The organism is Pedobacter sp. (genome assembly GCF_035317785.1).
Taxonomy (GTDB): Bacteria; Bacteroidota; Bacteroidia; order Sphingobacteriales; family Sphingobacteriaceae; genus Pedobacter.
Genome location: NZ_DATHGC010000026.1, coordinates 1 through 21597 on the forward strand (window position 1 = coordinate 1; position 21597 = coordinate 21597).

Below are 21597 nucleotides of genomic sequence, written 5' to 3' on the forward strand. Positions count from 1 at the left end.
TTCCCTGCTGGCTGATGCCTGGGTAAAAGGCATCCGGACCTTTGACCCCAAAGAAGCTTTAGAAGCCTACTACCACGAAGCCATGAACAAAGGCCCATGGGGACCTGCCAACGGAAGAGATGGCGTAAAAGAATACAACGAACTCGGCTATGTTCCATATCCTAAATACAGGGAGTCTACCGCAAAAACACTGGAGTACGCCTATGATGATTTTTGCGGCTACCAGCTGGCAAAAATGACGGGCAACCAGCATTATATGGATGTATTTCAAAAACCGATGTACAACTACCGCAATGTATATGACCCATCCACGAGGTTTATGCGGGGTAAAGGCCTGGACGGTGAGTGGACAAAAAACTTTGATCCGATAGAATGGGGCGGGCCCTTTACCGAGGGCAATGCCTGGCATTACCAGTGGTCGGTCTTCCAGGATACCAAAGGCCTGATCGGCCTGATGGGCGGAAACCAGAATTTTACAGCCAAACTCGACTCTGTATTTTCAGTACCCAACAAAGTTAAAGTGGGCACCTATGGGGGTATGATCCACGAGATGACCGAAATGGTGATGGCCAATATGGGTCAGTATGCACATGGCAACCAGCCGATCCAGCACATGGTTTATCTGTACAACTATGCCGGTCAGCCCTGGAAATCTCAGTTTCATGCAAGAAATGTCATGAGCAAACTGTATGATGCCACTGAAAACGGTTATCCGGGCGATGAGGATCAGGGACAGACCTCCTCCTGGTACGTCCTCAGTGCGCTGGGGATCTACAGCGTAACCCCTGGTACCGGTGAATATGTATTGGGGAGCCCGATGTTTAAAAAGATCACCATTAACCTGGAAAACGGTAAGAAATTTATCATTGAAGCGCCAAATAATAGTAAGGAAAACGTTTATATTAGTAAAGCGGTCTTTAATGGTAAGACTTATGAGAAAAATTTCATTACACATAATGACATCAACAAGGGCGGTACACTTAAACTGGAAATGAGCAATAAACCAAATATGCAGAGAGGCCTGGCTGAAGACGATAAGCCATTCTCTTTATCAAAATAGAACTATGAAAAGAAGAATTTTTTTACAGAACACCGGTCTTTTGGCCGCCGGATTAATGGCAGATAAAGTTTCATTTGCAGCAGCTGCGCCTGATTTTCCTGTCGTAAGGGTAGCCGCTTCGAAAAGACATTTTTCGAGCACAGCCGTTGAAAGCGCTATTGCTGAGTTCCACAAAAATGTGAAGAATAAGGAACTGGCCTGGTTATTTGAAAATTGTTTTCCAAACACGCTGGATACGACAGTAACCCACACGCAGGTCAACGGTAAACCAGATACTTACGTGATCACCGGTGATATTGATGCGATGTGGCTGCGTGACAGTACCGCACAGGTAACACCCTATCTTCCCCTCGTAAAAGGAGATAAGAAACTTCAGGAGCTGATCGCTGGTGTGGTCAACCATCAGGTAAAAAGCATCATCAAAGACCCTTATGCCAATGCATTCTATGGCGATCCTAATAAAGTAGGAGAGTGGAAGACAGATCATACCGACATGAAACCGGGCGTGCATGAGCGCAAATGGGAGATCGATTCACTCTGCTACCCAATCCGTTTGAGCTACCAATACTGGAAACTCACCGGTGATACCTCACCTTTTGACGCGACCTGGAGAGAAGCGATCACCGTAATCCTCAAGACCTTTAAAGAACAGCAGCGTAAGAACGGACAGGGGCCATACAAGTTCCAGCGTGAAACCATGTTCGCTACCGACACCACACCGCTCAGCGGATATGGCTATCCTGTGAAGCCAGTAGGACTGATCTGCTCAGCCTTCAGACCGAGCGATGATGCGACCATTTATAACTTCCTGATCCCGTCCAATTTTTTTGCTGTAGTGAGCTTAAGACAAGCTGCCGAGATCCTGACAGCTGTCCATAAAGATACAGCGCTGGTAGCTGAATGTAAAGCACTGGCTACTGAAGTGGAGACTGCGTTGCAGAAGCACGCCATAGTCAGCCATCCGACTTTTGGTAAAGTATATGCATTTGAAGTAAACGGTTACGGCAGTTCCAACATTATGGACGACGCCAATGTGCCAAGTTTATTGGCACTGCCTTATCTGGGAGCGGTAAAACACAATGATCCGGTTTATATCAATACCCGCAAACTGATTCTTTCAAATGAAAACCCCTTCTACTTTGTGGGGACAGCCGCAAAAGGAATCGGCAGCCCGCACACCGGCATCAAGAAGATCTGGCCTATAGCCGTGACCATGCAGGGACTGACCAGCAGCAGCGATGCAGAGATTAAATCATGTTTGCAGATTTTGCAGAGCTGTCACGCGGGAACGGGCTTTATGCACGAATCCTTCAATATGGACAATCCCAAAGACTTTACCAGATCATGGTTTGCCTGGGCAAATACCATTTTCGGAGAGTTTTTATGGAAGGTTTACAAAGAAAGACCGCATTTGCTGGCTTAAATTGTCGAAATATTTTAAATAAATTTTTATTTGCTTGATTGATTAGATTTTGGTAGTTTGAGGCAATTGAGCCAAGTTGTTCTGGTGTTCCTTCTAATTTTACCAATACCTCTTATGCATCTACTATCGTGATGTGACAAATATGAGAGTGAAAAAAAAGAGCTGCCCCGTAAAGGCAGCTCTTTTCTTATATTTACAGTAACCAATATAAATAACTCAATGAGATTACTTTCAGCGGTCCTGATTATAGGACTATGCCTTGGAAAAGCATATGGCCAAAACGATGCCGAATCAAAGGTGCCTGCGTATACACTACCGAGGTATTGAAGACTGCCAATGGAAAAATGATCCGCACATTGCGGCTTTTCATGTTGCCGATGCTGCACCGGACAAAAAAGAAGAATATATGAACGGGGTCTTGCAGCTATATCCTGAGCAGCTGACAAAAGACAATGGTATGAGGGCTGTTGGTGCCTGGGCCTGGGCGGCAAGCAGGGTAATGGACTATTTCAAAACAGACAAGGACGTAAATTTTAAAAAGGTAGCGGTTGTAGGTCATTCCAGGGGCGGCAAGGCCGCTTTGTGGGCGGGTGCCGAAGACCAGCGCTTTGCCATGGTCATCGCAAATTGTTCAGGCAATACCGGGGCAGCACTCTCCCGAAGGAAATTTGGGGAGACGGTAGAAGTCATCAATACCAATTTCCCGCATTGGTTTGCAGCCAGCTATAAAAAATATAACGACAATGAGAATGCCTTGCCAGTCGATCAGCATATGCTTGTCTCCCTGATCGCACCGAGACCGGTTTATACAACCAATGCCACAAAAGACCTTTGGGCTGACCCGAAAGGCTCTTATCTTTCCCTGGTCAACGCAGAGCCTGTTTATGCGCTTTACGATAAGCATTTTACGCTTACTGCCGAACCTCCTGCTGTAAACACCGCTATCATCAATTCAGTGATCGGTTACCATAATAGGGAGGGCATCCATGACCTGACCGTTTTTGACTGGACAAATTTTGTCAGGTTCGCTAATTTTCACTATCGGCACGAATAAGTTTGTTACCCCGTTGCAGATCACAAAGGCTTTATTAACATGCAACCTCAAACAAAGTTGAGAACAACTATGTTCTTAAGAGAAATGCATTGTTATGGCAAAGAAACCCATTACCCCGTCTACACCAGTTGGGCCCAAAGATGGCCTGGACAATACCGGTACACAAGGCTATGACTCTTTGAGCGATGACGGCTATACAGGATCATCCAAAAAACCCGAAGAAAATCCCGATGATGAAGAAAGCCATACAGGAAGTTCATCTGAAGACTTTCATAAGACAAAGGACCAGGAATAAGTGCTGCTTATTTTGGCGCTTCCGCAGTTCTGATCATTTTATCCAGCAGTTTAAAGATTCCTTTTAAGGCATTTTCAGTAGCGCAATTGGCGATGACAATATATGCGAGGTTTTTGTCCTTGTTGATCAGGGTGTAACAATAAAAAGTTCCGGCAGAGCCTGCATGCTCGGAAGTATGTTTTTCCGGAGTATTGAGCCAGCCAATGGCATATTTATCCAGCCCATAGTGCAGGTAGTTGTAGGTTTCTGATTTCAAGAAATTGTTTTTCGCGGTCAGGCCGGACAAGTTTAGCTGCACAAATTTAGCATAGTCTTCCAGTGGCATGCTGATGTCTCCCGCGGGTTCTATAAGATTTAGATTATACGAGGTAGTCGGTGGCAGGGCGGCTAAAACATCCTGTTCTATCCAGTGCCCCCAGGGTTGGTCCGTATCTGTCCTGTTTGGCCAGCCGAGCTTGTATTTTAGTTTTAGTTTTTTGGCCAGTATTTCATCAAGCAGCTGTTCCCAGGTCTTGCCTGATACCTTTTCCAGCATCGTTGCTGCAATGCTGTACCCCGCATTTGAATAATTGTAAATTTCTTTGTTTTTTGGGAGCGCATCATTTTTCAGGAGATATATTGCAAACTGCCTGCGCTGTTCAGCCTGCAGGCCATTAAATTTTGGCAGGGACTGAAATTCTGTTCCACTGGTATAAGGCTTGATCCTCGCCCGGTGTGACAGCAGATCGGCCAGTGTGATCTCATAAAAATCAGGATTGGCATCTTTTTTCAGTTCGGGGAATAAACTGAAAAATTTGGTTGTCCAGCTGATCTTTTTGTTTTCGACCATTGAAGCCGTAATAAAACCGGTAATGGCCTTTGTGTTGGAACCTAAATGAAAATAATCTGTAGCTTTGGCTTTGGTCTGGTCATTTTGGAGGTCAATGCGGTGGTAGCCCAGGATGTTTTTTTCCAGAATGCCGTCGGAGGTAAGGATCACATAAGCCAGTTCAGGTATCCCGCTTGCTGTTCTGATGCTGTCTGCTGTTTTTGCCAGTTCCGGCTTCCGGCTTTGCGCTTTAGCGGAAACAGATACCAGGAGGAGCAGTACTGCTGTGATGATTGATTTCATAGGTCTTCTTTCATTAGGCTATCCGGCCAATTTACACATTCTTTTTATCGGATTTGATATCTGTCGTTTGTCTCCAGGCTTGATATGTGTTTACATAGCGCTCTTATTGCGTTTACACTGAGTATGCAGTGGATAAACTTTGAGTGTGCAGTGAGTGCACCTTTTTGCTGAAAAAAGGTGCACTCACCGTGGACTCAGGGTGCACTCACCCTGCACTCAGTGTAAACACAATAAGAACACAATAAGAAGGTGGATACACACTGAGAAATGGGAAAGACGGGGGATAGTTCGATGCAAAGCGGTTGAAGTAGCCGGATGCAGACTACAATTTACACATTTAATTTGCAGGGTTTATAAAATTAATTACTTTTGCCCCCACTCCGGTAATTTAATTGCCACTCATGGGGGATTAGCTCATTTGGCTAGAGCGCTTCGCTGGCAGTGAAGAGGTGATCGGTTCGAATCCGATATTCTCCACCAAAACACATAATGCATCTGATAATCAACGTTTTAGTCGGTTATCAGATGCTTACTCAGCCAGAAGTCAGCCACAATTCTTATCTTTGGATTACATGGCAACTCCAGAAATACCTTATACCATTCCCAAATTGGTCAAAGGAAAACGGGTCACAACCGTTCCAAAGGGTAGCACATGGGCAAAGGAAGAGGCCAAACAGAACTGGTATGTGGAATTCTTTTTCCATAATGCCGAAACGGATAAGATGGAACGTTTCAGACCGACCAAAAACCTCAACAGGCTTAAAGACCCTAAGGAAAAGCTCATGCAGTTCACCAGATTATGTGAAGCCTATAAAATTGCTTTAGAGGGCGGATGGAGCCCAATTGATGAAAAAGCAAACGATAGGTTAAAACGGCAGGTTTCTTCGCTCACCCTTGAAGCTGCCAAGACTCTTTTCGAAGAATATCATATTGCCAAGGGAACAAGGAAAAAATCCCGTCAGTCCTATCTTTCAAAATTGAACCAATTCATTGCCTACTACGGGCAGGATAAAAAGGTAAGCGAGATTTCCGATTATGAGATCACCGAATTCCTGAACTTTATGGAAAAGGACGCCAAATGGACTGGAGTGACCTATAACAGTTCAAGAATAATCCTTAATAACTATTTCAAATACCTGAAGGTCAATAAATATATTTCTGAAAATCCGGTAACGGATATAGAGACCAGAACAAAGATAGCGACCGAATCGCATCAGATTTTTTCCGATAAAGACTTCAAGACCATAATGAAATGGTTGAATGAGCATGACCACTATTGCCTCTTCTTTGTAAAGATGATCTATTACACGTGCATCAGGCCAAAGGAGCTGCGGTATCTTCAGCTTAAACATATCAACCTTGAACATAACGTAATTACCGTACCGGCAAGCATTGCCAAGAATAAGAAGTCGCTTCCCATCAGTATCGATGCAAGTCTGTGTCGGGAGTTGAAAGAACTTAAGGTTTCCTCATACCCTGTTACGGACTATCTTCTAGGCTCAACCGATACCATCATCGGAGAAAAAAGAATTGGTGAGAATACACCCTACAATAGGTTCCAAAAATGTCTGAAAGCGACAAAGCTGGATAAGAAGAACTACACGTTATATTCTTTCAAGCACTTTTCCAATGTGAAAAAATTTAAAGCGGGATGGACACTTGCTGAAATCTGTTCTGCCAATAGGCATGGTAGTCTTGTTGAAACAGAAACCTACCTAAAGGATCTTTTGAAATTTGTAAAGAACGATAAAGCGATCCCAAAAATCTAGACCCCATATATAATTATTTCATCGGAACATTAAAAGCTGACGGTTATAACCTGAAATATAACCGTCAACTAAGTGTTTAAAAAATTATTTATATGCTACTATTGACCCATTGGTTTGAAAAAGTCGGGATTTTTAGTCATATCATCCTTTTTTTTGTTGTATTTCTTGGTAAACAGATCTTTTAGCGTAATGTGAATTTCTTCTTTTTCACTATAGATGTAAATTGGATCATTATCTAACAATGCCTTAGCCGCCGTCAAGTTTTCCCTAGCCTCAGCCAAGACTTTCGAGCTGCTTGTTAAGTCTGACCAGTCGTCAATTAGCGAGTTTACCTTCATATAAAACTTTACCCAAGGAAGCTCAGTTGAAGAGAGGATATTGATATCCTTCACTGGAAACAGCTTTGGTTTGGCTTCAAGAAGAATGACCACGTAGTTTACGTCGTTGATGTGGGCATTGTCATATAACAGGCTGTTCCCGTTCCATACCAATTTTGTAGCATTATTCTTATATTTCTCATAGTTTAAACTTGTCTTTTCGCCAAATATCACATAGTATCCTGGTGCGAGCATATTTTGTGATGACGCCATTATCTCATGATTACTGCTGATGTAGCTTGCAGCCAGTTTTTTATCGAAGAGCTCGTCAAGGATGGCCTTTGTTCCGGTCACAGCCCCCATGTAGCCTTGGATCGCTGATATCGCGGGAGTGGTTTTTGAGATGTCAGAAATAATACCGATCGTTTTGTCAACTCCGTCTACTGAGTTAAATCCCAAGGTGATATCGATTTTCAAGCTGGTAAATACCGTAGGTATCTCATTTACTAGGGACTGGGACCAGCCGATCTCAATGGGAGTCATTTTTTTCTCTATCGAAACTTGACCACTACTCCATCGGTTTGCCACATTTGATCCGTTCGGATATGAGGCAGAGACGTTGATCGTATAGAAGGCCTTCTTGTTCTTACCAACTAGGTTAGACCACCAATCCGACTGATGGTAAATCTTACTATTGACTACCTTGACGGACAAGTAGCTTGCGTTGCGTGTAATAGGGTCTTTGAAACTTTCATCAGAACTAGATTTTACCTTGATCCAGTTACTTGTGCTCTGGGCAGAAATGTTGACTCCAAAGGCCAACAGCATTCCTGCAATTAATAGCGTTTTAATTTTCATGAGAGTAATTTAGGGTTATCGTTACCCTAAAATAAAGAAAATTTTGTTAATGAGACATTATCAGTTCATTAGCTGTGTCATCTGCGTTTTCTTGGGATTCCGAGCAAGATTTCCGCTAGGAATTTTTCGGTCAGGTTTTTTTCTTTCTCAAGTGCATCCTTTGGAAAGTGGAGCGTGTGTATTTCTGAAATCTTTCTAGAGATATCGGACAGGTGGATAATTTTTTGGCCCAAGTTGTCGATCTTTTGGTTTAATTCAACAACCATTTCGAACAGACGGGCAATAAAAATTTCTTTTGGAATATCACCTTTCTCGATCTTGTCCAGCAGACTTGAAATACCCTGTTCTTCTTTTTCTTGTGCAGTATTTGATACCCCTATTTTTGCTTTGTCCATTGACTATATTTTATCTTAAGCAATGATAGAGTATGGCATTTAATAGTGTACGGTCATTTAGCGATATACCGTATCCATTTTCTGCAAATATTACGGCGTCACATTAAGCCTATGCTCTGAATAGGGTCGTTTTAAGTTGTATAGCCTCCACCAGAAACCCGACTTATCCTAATAGCTATTTTATATAAAAATAAATCTTCTTAGTATATCCCACGATAACCCTTTACCTCTAATTCCTGCTTCCCAAATTTGTCCGTATTAAAAAATTGAATATGAAAAGCACAGTACCGCTACTTACAGTTCCACTGTTTATCAGCACTGCTTCGGCTTCCTCGCAGTGTCCTTTTCTCCTACCAGAAAAGGAGCAAGCGGAAGTTAGGCAGAGCCTTACTTTATGCCCCTACGCTACTGCTACGGGGTTTGAAGAATTCTCCGGGAATTCTTTGGCCGTTTGGGATAGCATTAAATCGAGAAAATGGAATTCCGAGCGGAATTCCGATAAGCAATATCAGCTATGGAACAGGAAAATGTAAATACGGTAAAGTATCCTGCATTGCTCGATGTAAAATTTGGAAAAGTAGCCTCATCACTGGGGCTGACTAAACGGGAACTCTTCATCAAAATGGTGGAATATTTCTACAGAACAAAAAAAGATCCTGCCGATACTAACGACGACCTGCTAAAGAATACGTTAACAAAAAGCCATCAGGCATATACCAGTTTCATCAAAGCACAGGAGCAATTACTGCTGGTCCCCATGAAAGAAAGTATGGACAAAATGATCTCCAATCAAAAAGACATTGTAAAATATTTCAACGAGCAGGTAGTAAACACCAATAAGAGCATCCTAAAGAACCAGCAGGAACAAAATGCCAGGCTTTTAGAGACGGAAAAAATGCTTCAAAAAACGTTTGAGAATAAAGAAAGGCTTAAAGCAAGTTTCCTGCAAATACTGAACGGATACATCAGAAACCGAGAGGAACTCGGCGCCTTCAAAACAAGAGAACGAGAAGAATTAGCCGAAAATGTGCGAAAGCAGGTCATCAATCTATAAGCCATGTACATCAATATTACCGATAGCGAAAAGGGAAACAATAAGGGAAGCAGTGGGCAACTAGTGCATTATCTCGATAAGGAAAACAGGCTGTATAAGTCCGAAGAACCGATGTTGTGGTTTAATGGTGGTAATAAAACTGTCCAATCCTATGAGGTAAAAAGTAAACTGGATAACAACATTGCCAAGCTTTGTCGGGATGACGCTAAGTTTTTCCTAATCAATATCAGTCCGAGCCAAAAAGAGATCAGCCATTTGAAATTATTGTACGGAGAAGATGGCGCACGGGGAAAGCTGAAGGAATATGCCGTTAAGATCATGGATGAATACGCCAGGAATTTTAAAAAGGATAATATAAAATCAAACACTGATCTGCTATGGTTCGGCAAACTGGAAAACCACCGCTATTACTCCTATAAGGACAAAGAGGTAAAGAACGGGCAGGTTAAGCGTGGAACGGTGAAGCCGGGCGAGCAGATGCACATTCAGGTCATTGTGAGCCGTAAGGACATTACCGATAAAATCCGATTAAGCCCGATGAACAAATCAAGGGGCAAGAATACGGAACATTCCAAAAAACTGGGTCAGTTTGATCGAGTAGCTTTTAAGAATTCTGGAGAGAGGGTTTTCGATCAGGAGTTCAACTTCCAAAGGCCAGTAACAGAAACTTTCAAACATGCCAACCTCAATGCCAAAGGCAGTCTGAGAGATAGGATGGAAATGCGGAAATCAATCAGCAAGGCCAAAACCGAGCAAATTGAAAAACACACAGAGCCAAAACAGGAAATGCCGCACAGTTACCTGAAACTGCCCGAACCTACCAACTATCTGGGGCTGTTATTGGAAAGACAGGACGCTGACCCGCTAGGCACTGGATTAAAGCGAAAAAAGAAGCGCAGGAAAGGCAAGTCACAGGAGAATGAGCAGGGATTAAGTATGTAAACTAAAATATATCTTTATGAATACCGGAGAAGACATTCAAGGGCTAAGGAAAATCGTTGATTTCACAAGACTGATCAGCATTTTCATATTGGCCATCCATTTTTACTTATGCTGTTATCTTGCATTTAAGTATTGGGGCTGGACAGCGGAAATTACAGACCGACTGATCGGCAATATTTCAAAGACAGGGTTGTTTAAGGGCATCCTGATGCCCAAACTATCTGCATTGCTATTACTGGCGGTCTCCCTTATCGCAGTAAAGGGCAAAAAAGACGAGAAGATGCAGAAAAACGCCATAGTAGCTTACCTGCTTACGGGACTACTGCTTTATTTCATTAGCACATTGTGTTTCTACCTGTATGCCCCACCGCAATTGATCGCCATTTTGTATATAGGTATTACTGCCATCGGGTATATGCTGATCTTGACAGGAGGCGGGTTGTTGAGCAGGCTGATCAAGAACGGCCTGAAAAAAGATGTTTTCAATCTGGAAAACGAGACCTTTCCGCAGGAGGAACGGCTATTGGAAAACGAATATTCCATCAACCTGCCAGCAAAATATAGATTGAAAAACAAGGTCAGGGATAGCTGGATAAATATCATCAATCCTTTTAGAGGCATCTTGGTAGCGGGCACTCCAGGCGCAGGGAAAACCTATTTCGTGATCCGGCACATTATCGACCAGCATATCAAAAAGGGTTTTTCCATGTTCATCTATGATTTTAAGTACGACGATCTTTCCAACATTGCCTACAACAAACTTTTAAAATATCACAGAAACTACAAGGTAAAACCGAAGTTCTATACCATTGACCTGGAAAACCCGAGGCACCGCTGCAATCCGCTTTCTCCCGAGGGAATGGAAGACATTACCGATGCTGCAGAAGCTTCAAGAACGATTATGCTTGGCCTCAACAGGGACTGGATAAAAAAACAGGGCGATTTTTTCGTGGAGAGTGCCTGCAATTTTGTTACAGCTGTTATCTGGTATTTAAGAAGATACCAAAATGGAAAGTACTGCACTTTGCCCCATGTGATCGAATTGATCCAGTTCGATTATGACCCGTTATTTGCCATATTAAAGGAAGAGGAAGAAATTCGGCCGCTGATCAATCCCTTCATTTCTGCCCTGCAACGTAAAGCTATGCCTCAACTGGAGGGACAGGTCGCGTCCGCTAAAATTGGTTTAGCAAGATTGTCATCTCCAGGGCTATATTACGTATTGAGCGGGAATGATTTTACCCTCGATCTGAATAATCCCAATGAGCCCAAGATCATCTGTGTGGGCAATAACCCGCAGAAGCTACAGGTATATGGCGCTGTTTTGTCTTTGTACATTTCAAGGGTGATCAAGTTGGTCAACCGTAAAGGCCAGTTAAAAAGCAGCTTGATCTTCGATGAATTCCCGACTATTTTTTTCAACAACATGGACAGTTTGATCGCAACTGCACGCAGTAATAAGGTTTCCACTACTATAGCGGTTCAGTCTGCCGAGCAATTGAAAAAGGATTATGGCGCAGAACAGGCCGATGTGATCACTGGTATTGTGGGCAATATCATCAGCGGTCAGGTTACGGGGGATACAGCGAAAAAACTGAGCGAGGGCTTCGGGAAAATTGTACAAGACAAGGAAAGCAAAAGTATTTCAAGTAGCGATGTTTCCGTTTCCAAATCTACCCAAATGGATTATGCGATTCCTGCATCTAAGATTTCCGCCTTATCGTCCGGTGAATTTGTCGGTATCGTGGCTGATAATCCGGATCAGAAGATTACCCTGAAAATGTTTCATTCAGAAATACAGAACAACCATGAGGCCATTGCCGAGGAAGAGGCAGCTTACAAGCCCATTCCCCAACTGGAAAAAGTAACTTATACCGATATTATTGAAAACTATGCTTCCATTAAAGCGGATATAGATCAGTTGGTAAAAGAAGAACTGAAGAAGATCGGTGACCGTAAACCAAAAGAGGAACCACAGGAAGAAAAGAAACCGGAGAATACAGATCAGCCCAACACGGATGAACAGGAAAATCAGCAGGCCGTATCCATGTAGAGTAAGGTCTGCTGTTGCGGGCATCAAAGTTTGACGGATTTTCCGGTAGGTGTAGATGCGCCGGTAAGCTACGGAAGTAATACTCAGGAGATGATTGCCTATCTGCATACCCGTCAGTATGTCCCTTTCGGACGTATCAGCGAATTCTTCAAATCTGTTTATTCCATGCCCATCAGTCAGGTACTGTGTGTGGGATAATTAACCGGTTTGCCGTTAAAGCACAGCCTGCGATGCTGCTGATCAAAAATGCATTGTTGCAGGCAACGGTAATTGGATCAGATAAAACCGGAGCCAAATAGAATGGCAAATAAAACTGGTTTTGGACATGGCAAAGTAAACGGGCTACCTTTATCGCTTACTCTCATAAAAGAGATCTCCAAACTATCCAGACTCATTTCCCCGCAGGGTTTCCCAAGGCGGTACTAACCCATGATTGCTGGAATCCCCACTTTAAGACCCGGGCATTAAACCATCAGATCTGCACCGCTCACTTATTGAGGGAAATGGTTTACATGGAACAAAAATATACCTCGGAATGGGCTACAAGATTTAAGCAGTTGATTTATACTGCGCTCCAACTGAAAAAAATAATGGAGCCATACCAATATCAACAACCTGTATCAGCAAGATCAGAATTGGAAAAGCAACTTCAGGAACTGCTGATGTACAAAATCCCTGACAAAGATAAAAAGCTTCTTGCCTTCCAGAAGCGAATCTTAAAACATAGGCAATACTTTTAACTTTCCTCTATCACTACGATGTACCCGCAGATAACAATAAGTCTGAACTGGCGATTCGCAATATTAAAGTCAAGCAAAAGGCATCAGGAATGTTTAAATCAGCACAAGGTGTACATAGTTATGCAATCATGCGTTCAGTAACCGACATCTGCATTAAAAACTCCCAAAGTATTATAAATGCATTTGCTGAAATTGCAAAACTCAAATACAGCATCTGAAACACAACCTGAACAGTTACGTTTTTAATCTCACCATATCGCCGCTGATGTTTATTTATGAATTGTTTGCCAATATTGCTGAATGATTTGACAAAAACGTCAAATTATTGACATTTAAAATGTCTTTCCTTTGAATAGGACATACGGAAAAAAAAATAATAGTTTAAATTTTCACTATTAATTGTAACGATTTTGTGATATAATTCCGATATTAGATTACAACGGGTATGAATGCAAACCATCTGCTTTTGGATAATGAATTGGCCGCTCTCTTGAAAGAGGGGGATCAAGAAGCATTTACAGAACTTTATAAAAGGTTCTTTAAGCCATTGTATATACATGCATTTAAAAAAATGGGTAATGATGGGGAGGCGATAGATATCGTTCAGGATTTGTTTGAATTTCTTTGGTCAAAAAGAAATGAGCTCGAAATCTCTAATTTTTCTGCTTACTTGTATGCATCTATCCGAAATCGAATCTTTACACTTAAGGTCCGATCTGATCGTAAAAACGTTTATCTCGATTCACTAAAGGAATTTATCGATAGGGGTGAATTTGTTACTGATGCTCACATACGGGAGCGAGAACTAGCAGCATTAATCGAAAGAGAAATTAATGCTCTTCCGGCTCAAATGAAAAAGGTTTTTGTCATGAGCCGAACTGAAGGATTGAGCCACAAAGATATTGCTGAGCAGCTTGGGACTTCTGAACATACTGTTCGTACACAAGTGAAAAAATCTTTAAGAATTCTTCGGTCACGTATTGGGATTATTGCTTACCTGATCCTGCTCATTCATCACTAAAATAAAACTTATATTTTAATGCCAATATCGCAGAATGAATTGGCAAAAATGTCAAATTTCTACTGTTTAGAATTTTGTTTCTTTGATTTTTTATGTCTTACTTATTTGTTTTTGTGTCTATATGAAAATCTAAATTTTTGAGTCAATAATCCAACTCGGTTGCAATAACAAATAAAGCCAAATAATGAAAACATTAGGCTATTCCTTGATCGCTGTATTTGTCCGTTTAATTTGTAATCCTTTCTTTTCAATTGCTCAATAAATAAGTAACAATACTCTAATCATGTGATGAGTAAAAATGACAGATTATGAAAAAGCTAAATTAAATGAATAAGTTAAAATGGATTCTAATCGCAGGTCTGGAAATTGCTTTATGTGTATGCGTTTCAGGCAGTAGTTCTGCCCAAATCTTTACCAATAAAACTATGTTAAATTAACCCTGGAGATACCGAGCAGGATATCTTAAAAAAGCTGCAAATGTAGTTCCTGCTCCAAGGCAACTGAGTTGGAAACAGGTTGAATTAACTGCTTTTCTTTACTTCGGAATAAACACATTTACCAATAAGGAATGAGGAGATGGATCTGAAGATTCTAAAATATTTAATCCAAAAAATCTGGATGCCAGACAATGGGTAAAGGTTTGTGAGGAAGCTGGTTTTAAACAAATTATTTTGGGTAGCGCACTACTTTATACAAGAGGCTTCGTACCAAAAAAGATATTGCTGAGCAGCTTGGGACTTCTGAATATACAGTTTGTACACGGATGAAAGATCTTTAAGAATCCTTCGGTCACGTATTGGGACTGTTGCTTACCTGATCCTGATCATTCGCGGCTAGGACAATAAAAAAATATTTTTTTTACGATACCCTATTGATCCAGGTTAATAGTCTTATATAGTATAGGGACGAATCCTCTTTATTTTATGAAAAAATTAGAAGCAGAAGAATTACTGGAAAAATATCTTGAGGGAAAAGCAAACCAACAGGAATGTATCATCGTGGAAAGCTGGTATTTGGATGTTACTGAGGATAGTAAAGGACCTACACCTTTTGAAATAGATGCCGCCGAAAGAAAAGTATGGAAACAGTTATCCATGAATCGGAAAAACAATAAGAATAGCAGATTTTGGTTTCGTAGTGTTGCAGCCATACTGATCTTAATGTCTTTTGGTACCTATTTTTATTTCAACAGTACAAAGGATTCTGAGGCATCTTTAAATGTGGTAAATGTATCAAACCTTATAAAACCAGGGAGCAATAAAGCAGTGCTGATTCTTGCAAATGGAAAAAAGGTGATTTTAGCGGATGCAAATACCGGTGAAATTGCCAAACAAACCGGAGTTAGCATTACAAAAGCAGCTAATGGACAACTGGTTTATACTGCCATTCCATCCTTAGAAAGTGATGTTGAAGGCAAAGCAAATGAAACACAATTTAACACCATTCAAACGCCTGCAGGGGGACAATATCAAGTAAATCTTCCAGATGGGACTAAAGTTTGGCTTAATGCTTCTTCTTCTTTAAAATTTCCTGCCAGATTTGCCAGCACAGAAAGGCGTGTTGAATTAACTGGGGAAGGGTATTTTGAGGTAGCAAAAGATAAACGGAAACCTTTTAAGGTAACAACAGCTCAACAGGAAATAATGGTTTTTGGAACCCATTTTAATGTAAATGCGTACACTGACGAGCATACAACAAAAACAACATTATTGGAAGGAAGCGTAAAGGTAACGGCTGATGACAATCACTCTTTATTCCTGAAACCAGGTGATCAGGCAGTTCTTAGAGGAAATAGTATTGAACTTAGACTGGTAGATGTAGCAGCAGTAATTGATTGGAAAAACGGACTTTTTGTATTTGATAATGACAAGATTGAAGCTATAATGAGAAGGATCAGTCGTTGGTACAATGTCGATATTGTTTATAGGGGTAAGGTTTCTGAAGAAAGATTCATGGGTACAATTTCCCGTTATCAGGACATAAAGGAAGTTTTAAATATGTTGGAATTAACTAATCTGGTACATTTTAGAATTGAAGAAAGGAGGATTGCCGTTATGCCTTAAATCTACATTTATGGTAAATCTGATAGAATCGGGAGTGTTTGCGGCACCCCCGATCGATGTTATGGTTTACCCATTGAATACAATTGCGATAAACAACCCATTACAACTAAACCAAAACAACCAAATGTATGAAATTTCACAATAGAATTTTATGGAAACCCTGTGGTGCCATAAATAAAATAATGTTAGTCATGAAACTTACCGTTATTTTTCTAATCGCAGCTTTTCTCCAGGTTAGCGCAGCAGTAAACGCACAGAAGCTGACCATCAAAGAAAATAATATTTCATTAGACAGAGTCTTTAAGGAAATCCATAAACAGACCGGATATACTTTTTTGTATACAGAAGAAATGTTGAATGAATCAAAAAGTATTGACCTCAGGTTTACAAACAGCCCTTTAGAGAAGGTACTGAAGTTTATATTTTCTAATCAGCCTTTAACTTATGCTATAAAGGATCAAGTTATAGTAATCAAAAGAAAGACAGAAACAATCGCTTCTGGTTTACACACCCCTCCTGCAGATGTACAAGGCAAAATCTTAGATGAAAAAGGGAATTTTATGCCTGGGGTAACTATTAAAGTAAAGGATACTAATAATGGAACAACATCAGGAAGTAACGGTGAATTTGTGCTTAAAAATGTTCCTGAAAATGCAATTTTAGTGATTTCCTATGTAGGCTATGTGGTGCAGGAAGTTAAAGCTGATGCACAGTTTGCAATGACCATTAAGTTGGTGCCAAAACTCGATAATTTAAATGAAGTAGTCGTGATAGGTTATGGTACTTCCACCAAGAGAAAAATTAATAGCGCGGTAAGTACCCTCAACATGGAAAATGTTGCGCCTTTACCAGTACAATCCATTAACGATGCGGTTGCAGGCAGAATGCAGGGTATCATCGTGACAAGTTCAACCGGAGCCCCTGGTGCCAAGAGTACGGTGTCTATTCGTGGAGGAAGTACTCCTTTGTATGTGATTGATAATCAGGTTAGGACTGCAAATGATTTTTCAAATTTGAATCCAAATGATATTGAAAGTTATTCTGTGTTAAAGGATGTTGGTGCTACTGCCTTGTACGGCCAGCAAGGTTCAAATGGTGTTATTATGGTAACCACCAAAAAAGGAAGAGAAGGGCAGGTCAATATTAATTATTCCTTTAATCAGATTTTTTCACAGCCAACTTTGTTCCCGAAAAGATTAAGTTCTTATGAAACCTTAGACGCCATTAACCAGGTATATATAGCTGAGGGGCGTACGCAGCCAACAGCCGACGACATTTTGGCCTTATACAAAGATCAATCACAACCTTTTCTTTATCCGAATACCGACTGGCGGGACATTGCCTTAAAAAGTCATTCACCAGAACAACGTCATGATTTTTCAATTTCTTCGGGTAACAAGGCTTTAACCTATTACGCATCTGGATCTTATTTTAATCAGGGTACTAATTTAAAAACGGACAATAATTACAATAAACGCATAACCTATCGTTTAAATACAGTAAGTACCTTTGATGATATTCATTTAAAGGTAACAGCGGGTTTGGATGGGTTTGTAGAAAACAATTCTGTTCCTCTTTCTTCTACTGCGAGTGGATATAATAATATATATCAGCATATACAGCAAAAGGGATCTGGTTCACTTGCTTATAATGAATTCGGGTTACCTTACAATGGGACTACCGATAATCCGGCAATAGAGCTTTCATCATTATCCGGATATGCTAAAAATACATCTCGTGTATTTAATAGTATTTTAGGTTTGGATTATGAAGCTCCATTTTTGTCAGGATTGCATTTTAAGGCAACAGGAAGTTACAATATGTGGAACTCTATGGGTAAATCGTGGAGTGCGACGGCCCCTTCTTATGCACTGAACAGCAATACGCCAATACTTGGGAATCCCCCATCACTTAGTGGTACAAGAGGAGATGGAAGTACGCTTTCTTTACAAGGATTTGTTACCTATAATAAAAGTTTTGGTGATCATAATATAGATTTTACCGCTGTTTATGAACAAGCTCAAGATAAGGTTAACTCCTTATCAGCAGGAAGGAGAAATTACCAGATCATTTATGATCAATTTAATACTGGTCCAACGGTTGATCAGAGTGCGAATGGTTCTGAGTATGAAACAGCCAGGGCTGGTTATATTGGCCGTTTGTCTTATAACTATAAATCTAAATATTTTATTGACGGAACAATTCGCTATGATGGAAATGCTGCATTTCCAAAGGGTAGTCAATGGGGTGCATTTTATTCCTTTTCCGGAGGATACGTAATCTCTGAAGAAAGTTTTATGCAATCGCTAAAAGATAAGCACATTTTAGACTATTTGAAAATTCGTAGTTCATTTGGTTTGGTAGGACAACTTGGTGGTTCTGCGGTTAATGCTGATGGTGTCAATTTATATGCATATGTGCCTGGATACACAGTAAATCCTAACGCTTGGGTAATTGATGGCAAACCAGTACAAGGTACTTCAGAGCCGGGTTCATTACCAAGCACAAGTTTTAGCTGGTTTGACGATAAGGAGCGGAATATAGGACTGGATCTGGCTACTTTGAATAGTCGTTTAAGCGCTTCAGTTGATTATTTTTATAAGCGTACTACTGGTTATGTAGGAAGTGATACCAGATTTGCCCAGACTTTGGGTATTGGTTTGCCTCCAATAAATTTTACGGCAGCTGCAAAACGTAGAGAAGGAACGGAGTTTAATGTAACCTGGAATGATAAGTCAAGCGACTTTACATATAAAATCGGTGTTAACTTTACTTACTTTAATGAACTTTGGGAACGGACGACTACAGAGGATGAAGCCGCGCTCAAAAATCCATATACGAGAGTATCTGGAAATAGTCAGACTGCACTAACTTCAGGCTTGTATAATATGGGCTTTTATGCCAATAACAGTGATCTTCTCAATGGCCCGCGCAGGGTAAATTCTATTAATGTTGTGGCTGGGGACTTAATGTATCAGGATTTAAACGGTGATGGGCAAATTACCGATGCTGATAACAGGTTAATTGGCAGCAGTTCATTTCCACGCATCAATTATGGAACAACAATAGATTTGGGTTATAAGGGTATCTTTTTAAGTGCTGTTGTGATGGGATCAGGTAACCGAGACCGCTATATCAGTGGTGTTGTTCAGGGGGGGTCAGCACAGAACTTGTTAGTTTATGGATTCCAACAAGATTACTGGACGCCAAATAATACAGATGCTTTATTTCCACGCCAGGTTTCTTCTGCGGGTGTCAATGGAGGTAATAATTACGTAACAAGTGACTTTTGGATCCTAAAATCAAGTTTTGTTCGTTTAAAATACCTGCAGCTTGGGTATGACCTTAAAAATGGTTGGTTGGAGAAATCTCCATTTAAACAGTTTAAAGTATTCATTTCTGGCACCAATTTGTTAACCTCTGCTAAGAGTCAGAAGTATTTCATTGATCCAGAATCAAATGAAAATAATGAAGATTACCCAATCCAGCGCACTTTTGCCCTGGGGCTTAACATCGGTTTTTAATTGGTCCACTTAGTTTAAAATTTAGCAAAATGAAGAATAATATATTATTTGTAACCGGACTAATTGCAGCTGCGTTGGTAATTGGTTCATGTAAAAAAAGCATACTGGACACTCAGCCATATAACAAAGTGAGTGAGGAAGTTATTTGGAGTAACAAGGCAAATGCCGAAACTTTTATATTTTCCACTTATGACGCTATTATGGGGAGTTTTAGGGGTGGCCCGGCAACAGATACACGTACTACAAACACAATAGCATTTGATGGTACTTATAATGGGGCTCAAGATGTTTTTACTGAAAGTTTGAATAGAAATTCAGATTTTGGTTTTAATAACTGGAGTGCCGTACGTCGCTGCAATCAGATTATTACTAAAGTTGCCGAATCTACTGGAATATCAGCAGATGATAAGAAAGCTTTGATTGCAGAAGGTAAGTTTCTAAGAGCGCTTTCTTATTTCAATGTTGCCCGAAATACTGGGAGAATAGTATGGATTGATAAGGTATTGACTCCTAATGATGAGCTTTTATTAGCCAGTACAGCCAATCCTACAGAATCATATAATTACATCATTAAAGATTTGGAAGATGCTGTTGCTGATCTTCCGGTTACTAAAGTTTCAGGGCGAGCCAACAAGTATACGGCCGCTGCTTTTTTAACTGAAGTGTGCCTGCAGGCTCTTGCCTATAAAAATTATCCAAATGCAGCAAATGTAAGCTCATCCGATCCGCTATTGGATAAAGTAATTACAAATGCGCAAGTGGTAATTGATGGGGGTTACGCACTGGAAGTAGATTACGGGGCGATGTTTAATGATGCTAATCCAAATTCCGCTGAAACTATTTTTGGTGTATACAATAAGGCAATTAATACTACTTGTGAGGCTACGCCAATGCAAAACATGGTTCCTAATATGAGTAATGATGGGATTACACAGGGTGGAGGAAGCCCATTGCTGGTATCAAAAATTCGCATTTTTGAAGCATGGATAGAGCACGGACCTACCCAAAATATGGCAGATGATTACCTGGTAACAGATAAATTGGACCCTACTTTTGCGCTTAGATGGGATCAGACCTCACAATATAAAGCGGCTATAGACGAAGTCGCCGCTGTCCCATCCGGTAAAATCCCTGTTGCTGGCGGTGAAGTATCTGTAAAACATGGTGTAATTAAGGCCGGAAGTACGGAAACTGTTTGGTCACTCACGAATGAAGGAAGAGATGCAAGATGGAATGCGTCGATCTTGAGTGATTCATCTTCGAGATTTTATGGAGAGATATTAACAACCTGTATCAATGGAAATGCTACTCGCTGGTTAAAGATTAACGGTAAAGCCTATTATCAAAGTTTATCTAATATGTATTGGAGAAAGGGTATTTACAATAATGTAAGCCCAAGAATATATGTTGGTGTGCCTACAGACTACCATTACGTAATTACACGTTTAGGTAGGGTTTATTTGAATTTAGCTGAAGCTTATTTATTAAAAGGTGATGTTGCAAATGGAGTTGCAAACCTGAATAAAACAAGGACTGTACACGGGAAACTGCCTGTTGCTATAACAAGTACTTTGAGTACTGCCTGGACAGATTATAAACGTGAAAGAAGGGTAGATCTGGTTTTGGAAAATGACTATTACTGGAGTTTATTGCGATGGGGGAGATACGGTGCAGAAGCAAATTATGGTAACGCTTCAGGTGGAAATATTCCTGAATTGACAGAGTTGCCAAAAGTAATAGATATAAGCAAGGACAGGAAAGCATTTTCAATTGTTCAGGGATCTTTCTTTTCATCTAACAACGTAAGGCTGTTTAATAAGGACAGGCGTTATCTTTTCCCAATTTCTCAAACCAATTACATAGATAGAAATCCAAAGTTCGGACCGCAAAATGCAGGATGGTAGTATGTTGAATTTTA

General features: G+C 40.7%; 17 protein-coding genes, 1 tRNA gene and 1 pseudogene. 16 read left to right on the forward strand and 3 right to left on the reverse strand.

Features of this window, described 5'->3' with window-relative positions; all coding sequences use genetic code 11:
* The 4 genes from VK541_RS02145 to VK541_RS02160 form a co-directional block, all read left to right on the forward strand.
* Window positions 1-1060, forward strand: a 1060-nt coding sequence (locus VK541_RS02145) for a glycoside hydrolase family 92 protein (protein WP_324366466.1), incomplete at its 5' end; no start/stop codon positions are given.
* 4 nt (window positions 1061-1064) lie between these two features.
* Window positions 1065-2483, forward strand: coding sequence for a glycoside hydrolase family 125 protein (locus VK541_RS02150; protein WP_324366468.1), 1419 nt, complete (start codon window positions 1065-1067; stop codon window positions 2481-2483).
* A 283-nt stretch (window positions 2484-2766) separates the two neighbouring features.
* A complete protein-coding gene (locus VK541_RS02155; RefSeq protein ID WP_324366470.1) occupies window positions 2767-3537 on the forward strand; it encodes a hypothetical protein in 771 nt (256 codons plus the stop codon).
* Window positions 3538-3631: 94 nt separating this feature from the next.
* Window positions 3632-3832 carry a hypothetical protein gene (locus VK541_RS02160; RefSeq protein WP_324366472.1) on the forward strand — a complete coding sequence of 67 codons (201 nt, stop codon included), beginning with the start codon at window positions 3632-3634 and terminating at the stop codon, window positions 3830-3832.
* Window positions 3833-3839: 7 nt separating this feature from the next.
* Here the strand turns inward: VK541_RS02160 and VK541_RS02165 are convergent, their stop codons facing one another.
* Window positions 3840-4943, reverse strand: a complete 1104-nt coding sequence (locus VK541_RS02165; protein ID WP_324366474.1) for a serine hydrolase domain-containing protein — start codon at window positions 4941-4943, stop codon at window positions 3840-3842.
* Window positions 4944-5346: 403 nt separating this feature from the next.
* Between VK541_RS02165 and VK541_RS02170 the strand changes: the two genes are divergently transcribed.
* Window positions 5347-5423, forward strand: a tRNA-Ala gene (locus VK541_RS02170).
* Window positions 5424-5515: 92 nt separating this feature from the next.
* Window positions 5516-6712: a site-specific integrase gene (locus VK541_RS02175; RefSeq protein WP_324366476.1), complete on the forward strand. Its 1197-nt coding sequence runs from the start codon at window positions 5516-5518 to the stop codon at window positions 6710-6712.
* A gap of 98 nt (window positions 6713-6810) precedes the next feature.
* Here the strand turns inward: VK541_RS02175 and VK541_RS02180 are convergent, their stop codons facing one another.
* Window positions 6811-7887, reverse strand: coding sequence for a hypothetical protein (locus VK541_RS02180; RefSeq protein ID WP_324366478.1), 1077 nt, complete (start codon window positions 7885-7887; stop codon window positions 6811-6813).
* Between the two features lie 77 nt (window positions 7888-7964).
* Window positions 7965-8282: a hypothetical protein gene (locus tag VK541_RS02185; protein ID WP_324366480.1), complete on the reverse strand. Its 318-nt coding sequence runs from the start codon at window positions 8280-8282 to the stop codon at window positions 7965-7967.
* Window positions 8283-8796: 514 nt separating this feature from the next.
* Here VK541_RS02185 and VK541_RS02190 point away from each other — a divergent pair.
* The 10 genes and pseudogenes from VK541_RS02190 to VK541_RS02225 all read left to right on the forward strand — a co-directional run bounded on the left by VK541_RS02190 (window position 8797) and on the right by VK541_RS02225 (window position 21583).
* A complete protein-coding gene (locus tag VK541_RS02190; protein WP_324366482.1) occupies window positions 8797-9336 on the forward strand; it encodes a BfmA/BtgA family mobilization protein in 540 nt (179 codons plus the stop codon).
* A 3-nt stretch (window positions 9337-9339) separates the two neighbouring features.
* Window positions 9340-10278, forward strand: a complete 939-nt coding sequence (locus VK541_RS02195) for a DUF5712 family protein (RefSeq protein ID WP_324366484.1) — start codon at window positions 9340-9342, stop codon at window positions 10276-10278.
* A 16-nt stretch (window positions 10279-10294) separates the two neighbouring features.
* The gene (gene mobC / locus VK541_RS02200; protein WP_324366486.1) at window positions 10295-12331 is read left to right on the forward strand and encodes a conjugal transfer protein MobC; all 2037 of its coding nucleotides are present in this window, start codon (window positions 10295-10297) and stop codon (window positions 12329-12331) included.
* A gap of 30 nt (window positions 12332-12361) precedes the next feature.
* Window positions 12362-12529 carry a hypothetical protein gene (locus VK541_RS02205; protein WP_324366489.1) on the forward strand — a complete coding sequence of 56 codons (168 nt, stop codon included), beginning with the start codon at window positions 12362-12364 and terminating at the stop codon, window positions 12527-12529.
* 128 nt (window positions 12530-12657) lie between these two features.
* Window positions 12658-13071 (forward strand): annotated as a pseudogene (locus VK541_RS25770) (IS66 family transposase); the annotation flags it as partial.
* Window positions 13062-13289 (forward strand): IS66 family transposase, encoded by a 228-nt coding sequence (locus VK541_RS25775; protein ID WP_414692600.1) that lies wholly within the window; start codon window positions 13062-13064, stop codon window positions 13287-13289. The pseudogene VK541_RS25770 and the gene VK541_RS25775, both read left to right, overlap by 10 nt.
* A gap of 227 nt (window positions 13290-13516) precedes the next feature.
* Window positions 13517-14092: an RNA polymerase sigma-70 factor gene (locus VK541_RS02210; RefSeq protein WP_324366491.1), complete on the forward strand. Its 576-nt coding sequence runs from the start codon at window positions 13517-13519 to the stop codon at window positions 14090-14092.
* A gap of 923 nt (window positions 14093-15015) precedes the next feature.
* Window positions 15016-16155, forward strand: coding sequence for a FecR family protein (locus VK541_RS02215; protein WP_324366493.1), 1140 nt, complete (start codon window positions 15016-15018; stop codon window positions 16153-16155).
* A gap of 191 nt (window positions 16156-16346) precedes the next feature.
* Window positions 16347-19679 (forward strand): SusC/RagA family TonB-linked outer membrane protein, encoded by a 3333-nt coding sequence (locus VK541_RS02220; protein WP_324366495.1) that lies wholly within the window; start codon window positions 16347-16349, stop codon window positions 19677-19679.
* Window positions 19680-19708: 29 nt separating this feature from the next.
* A complete protein-coding gene (locus tag VK541_RS02225; RefSeq protein WP_324366497.1) occupies window positions 19709-21583 on the forward strand; it encodes a RagB/SusD family nutrient uptake outer membrane protein in 1875 nt (624 codons plus the stop codon).
* Window positions 21584-21597: the final 14 nt, after the last annotated feature.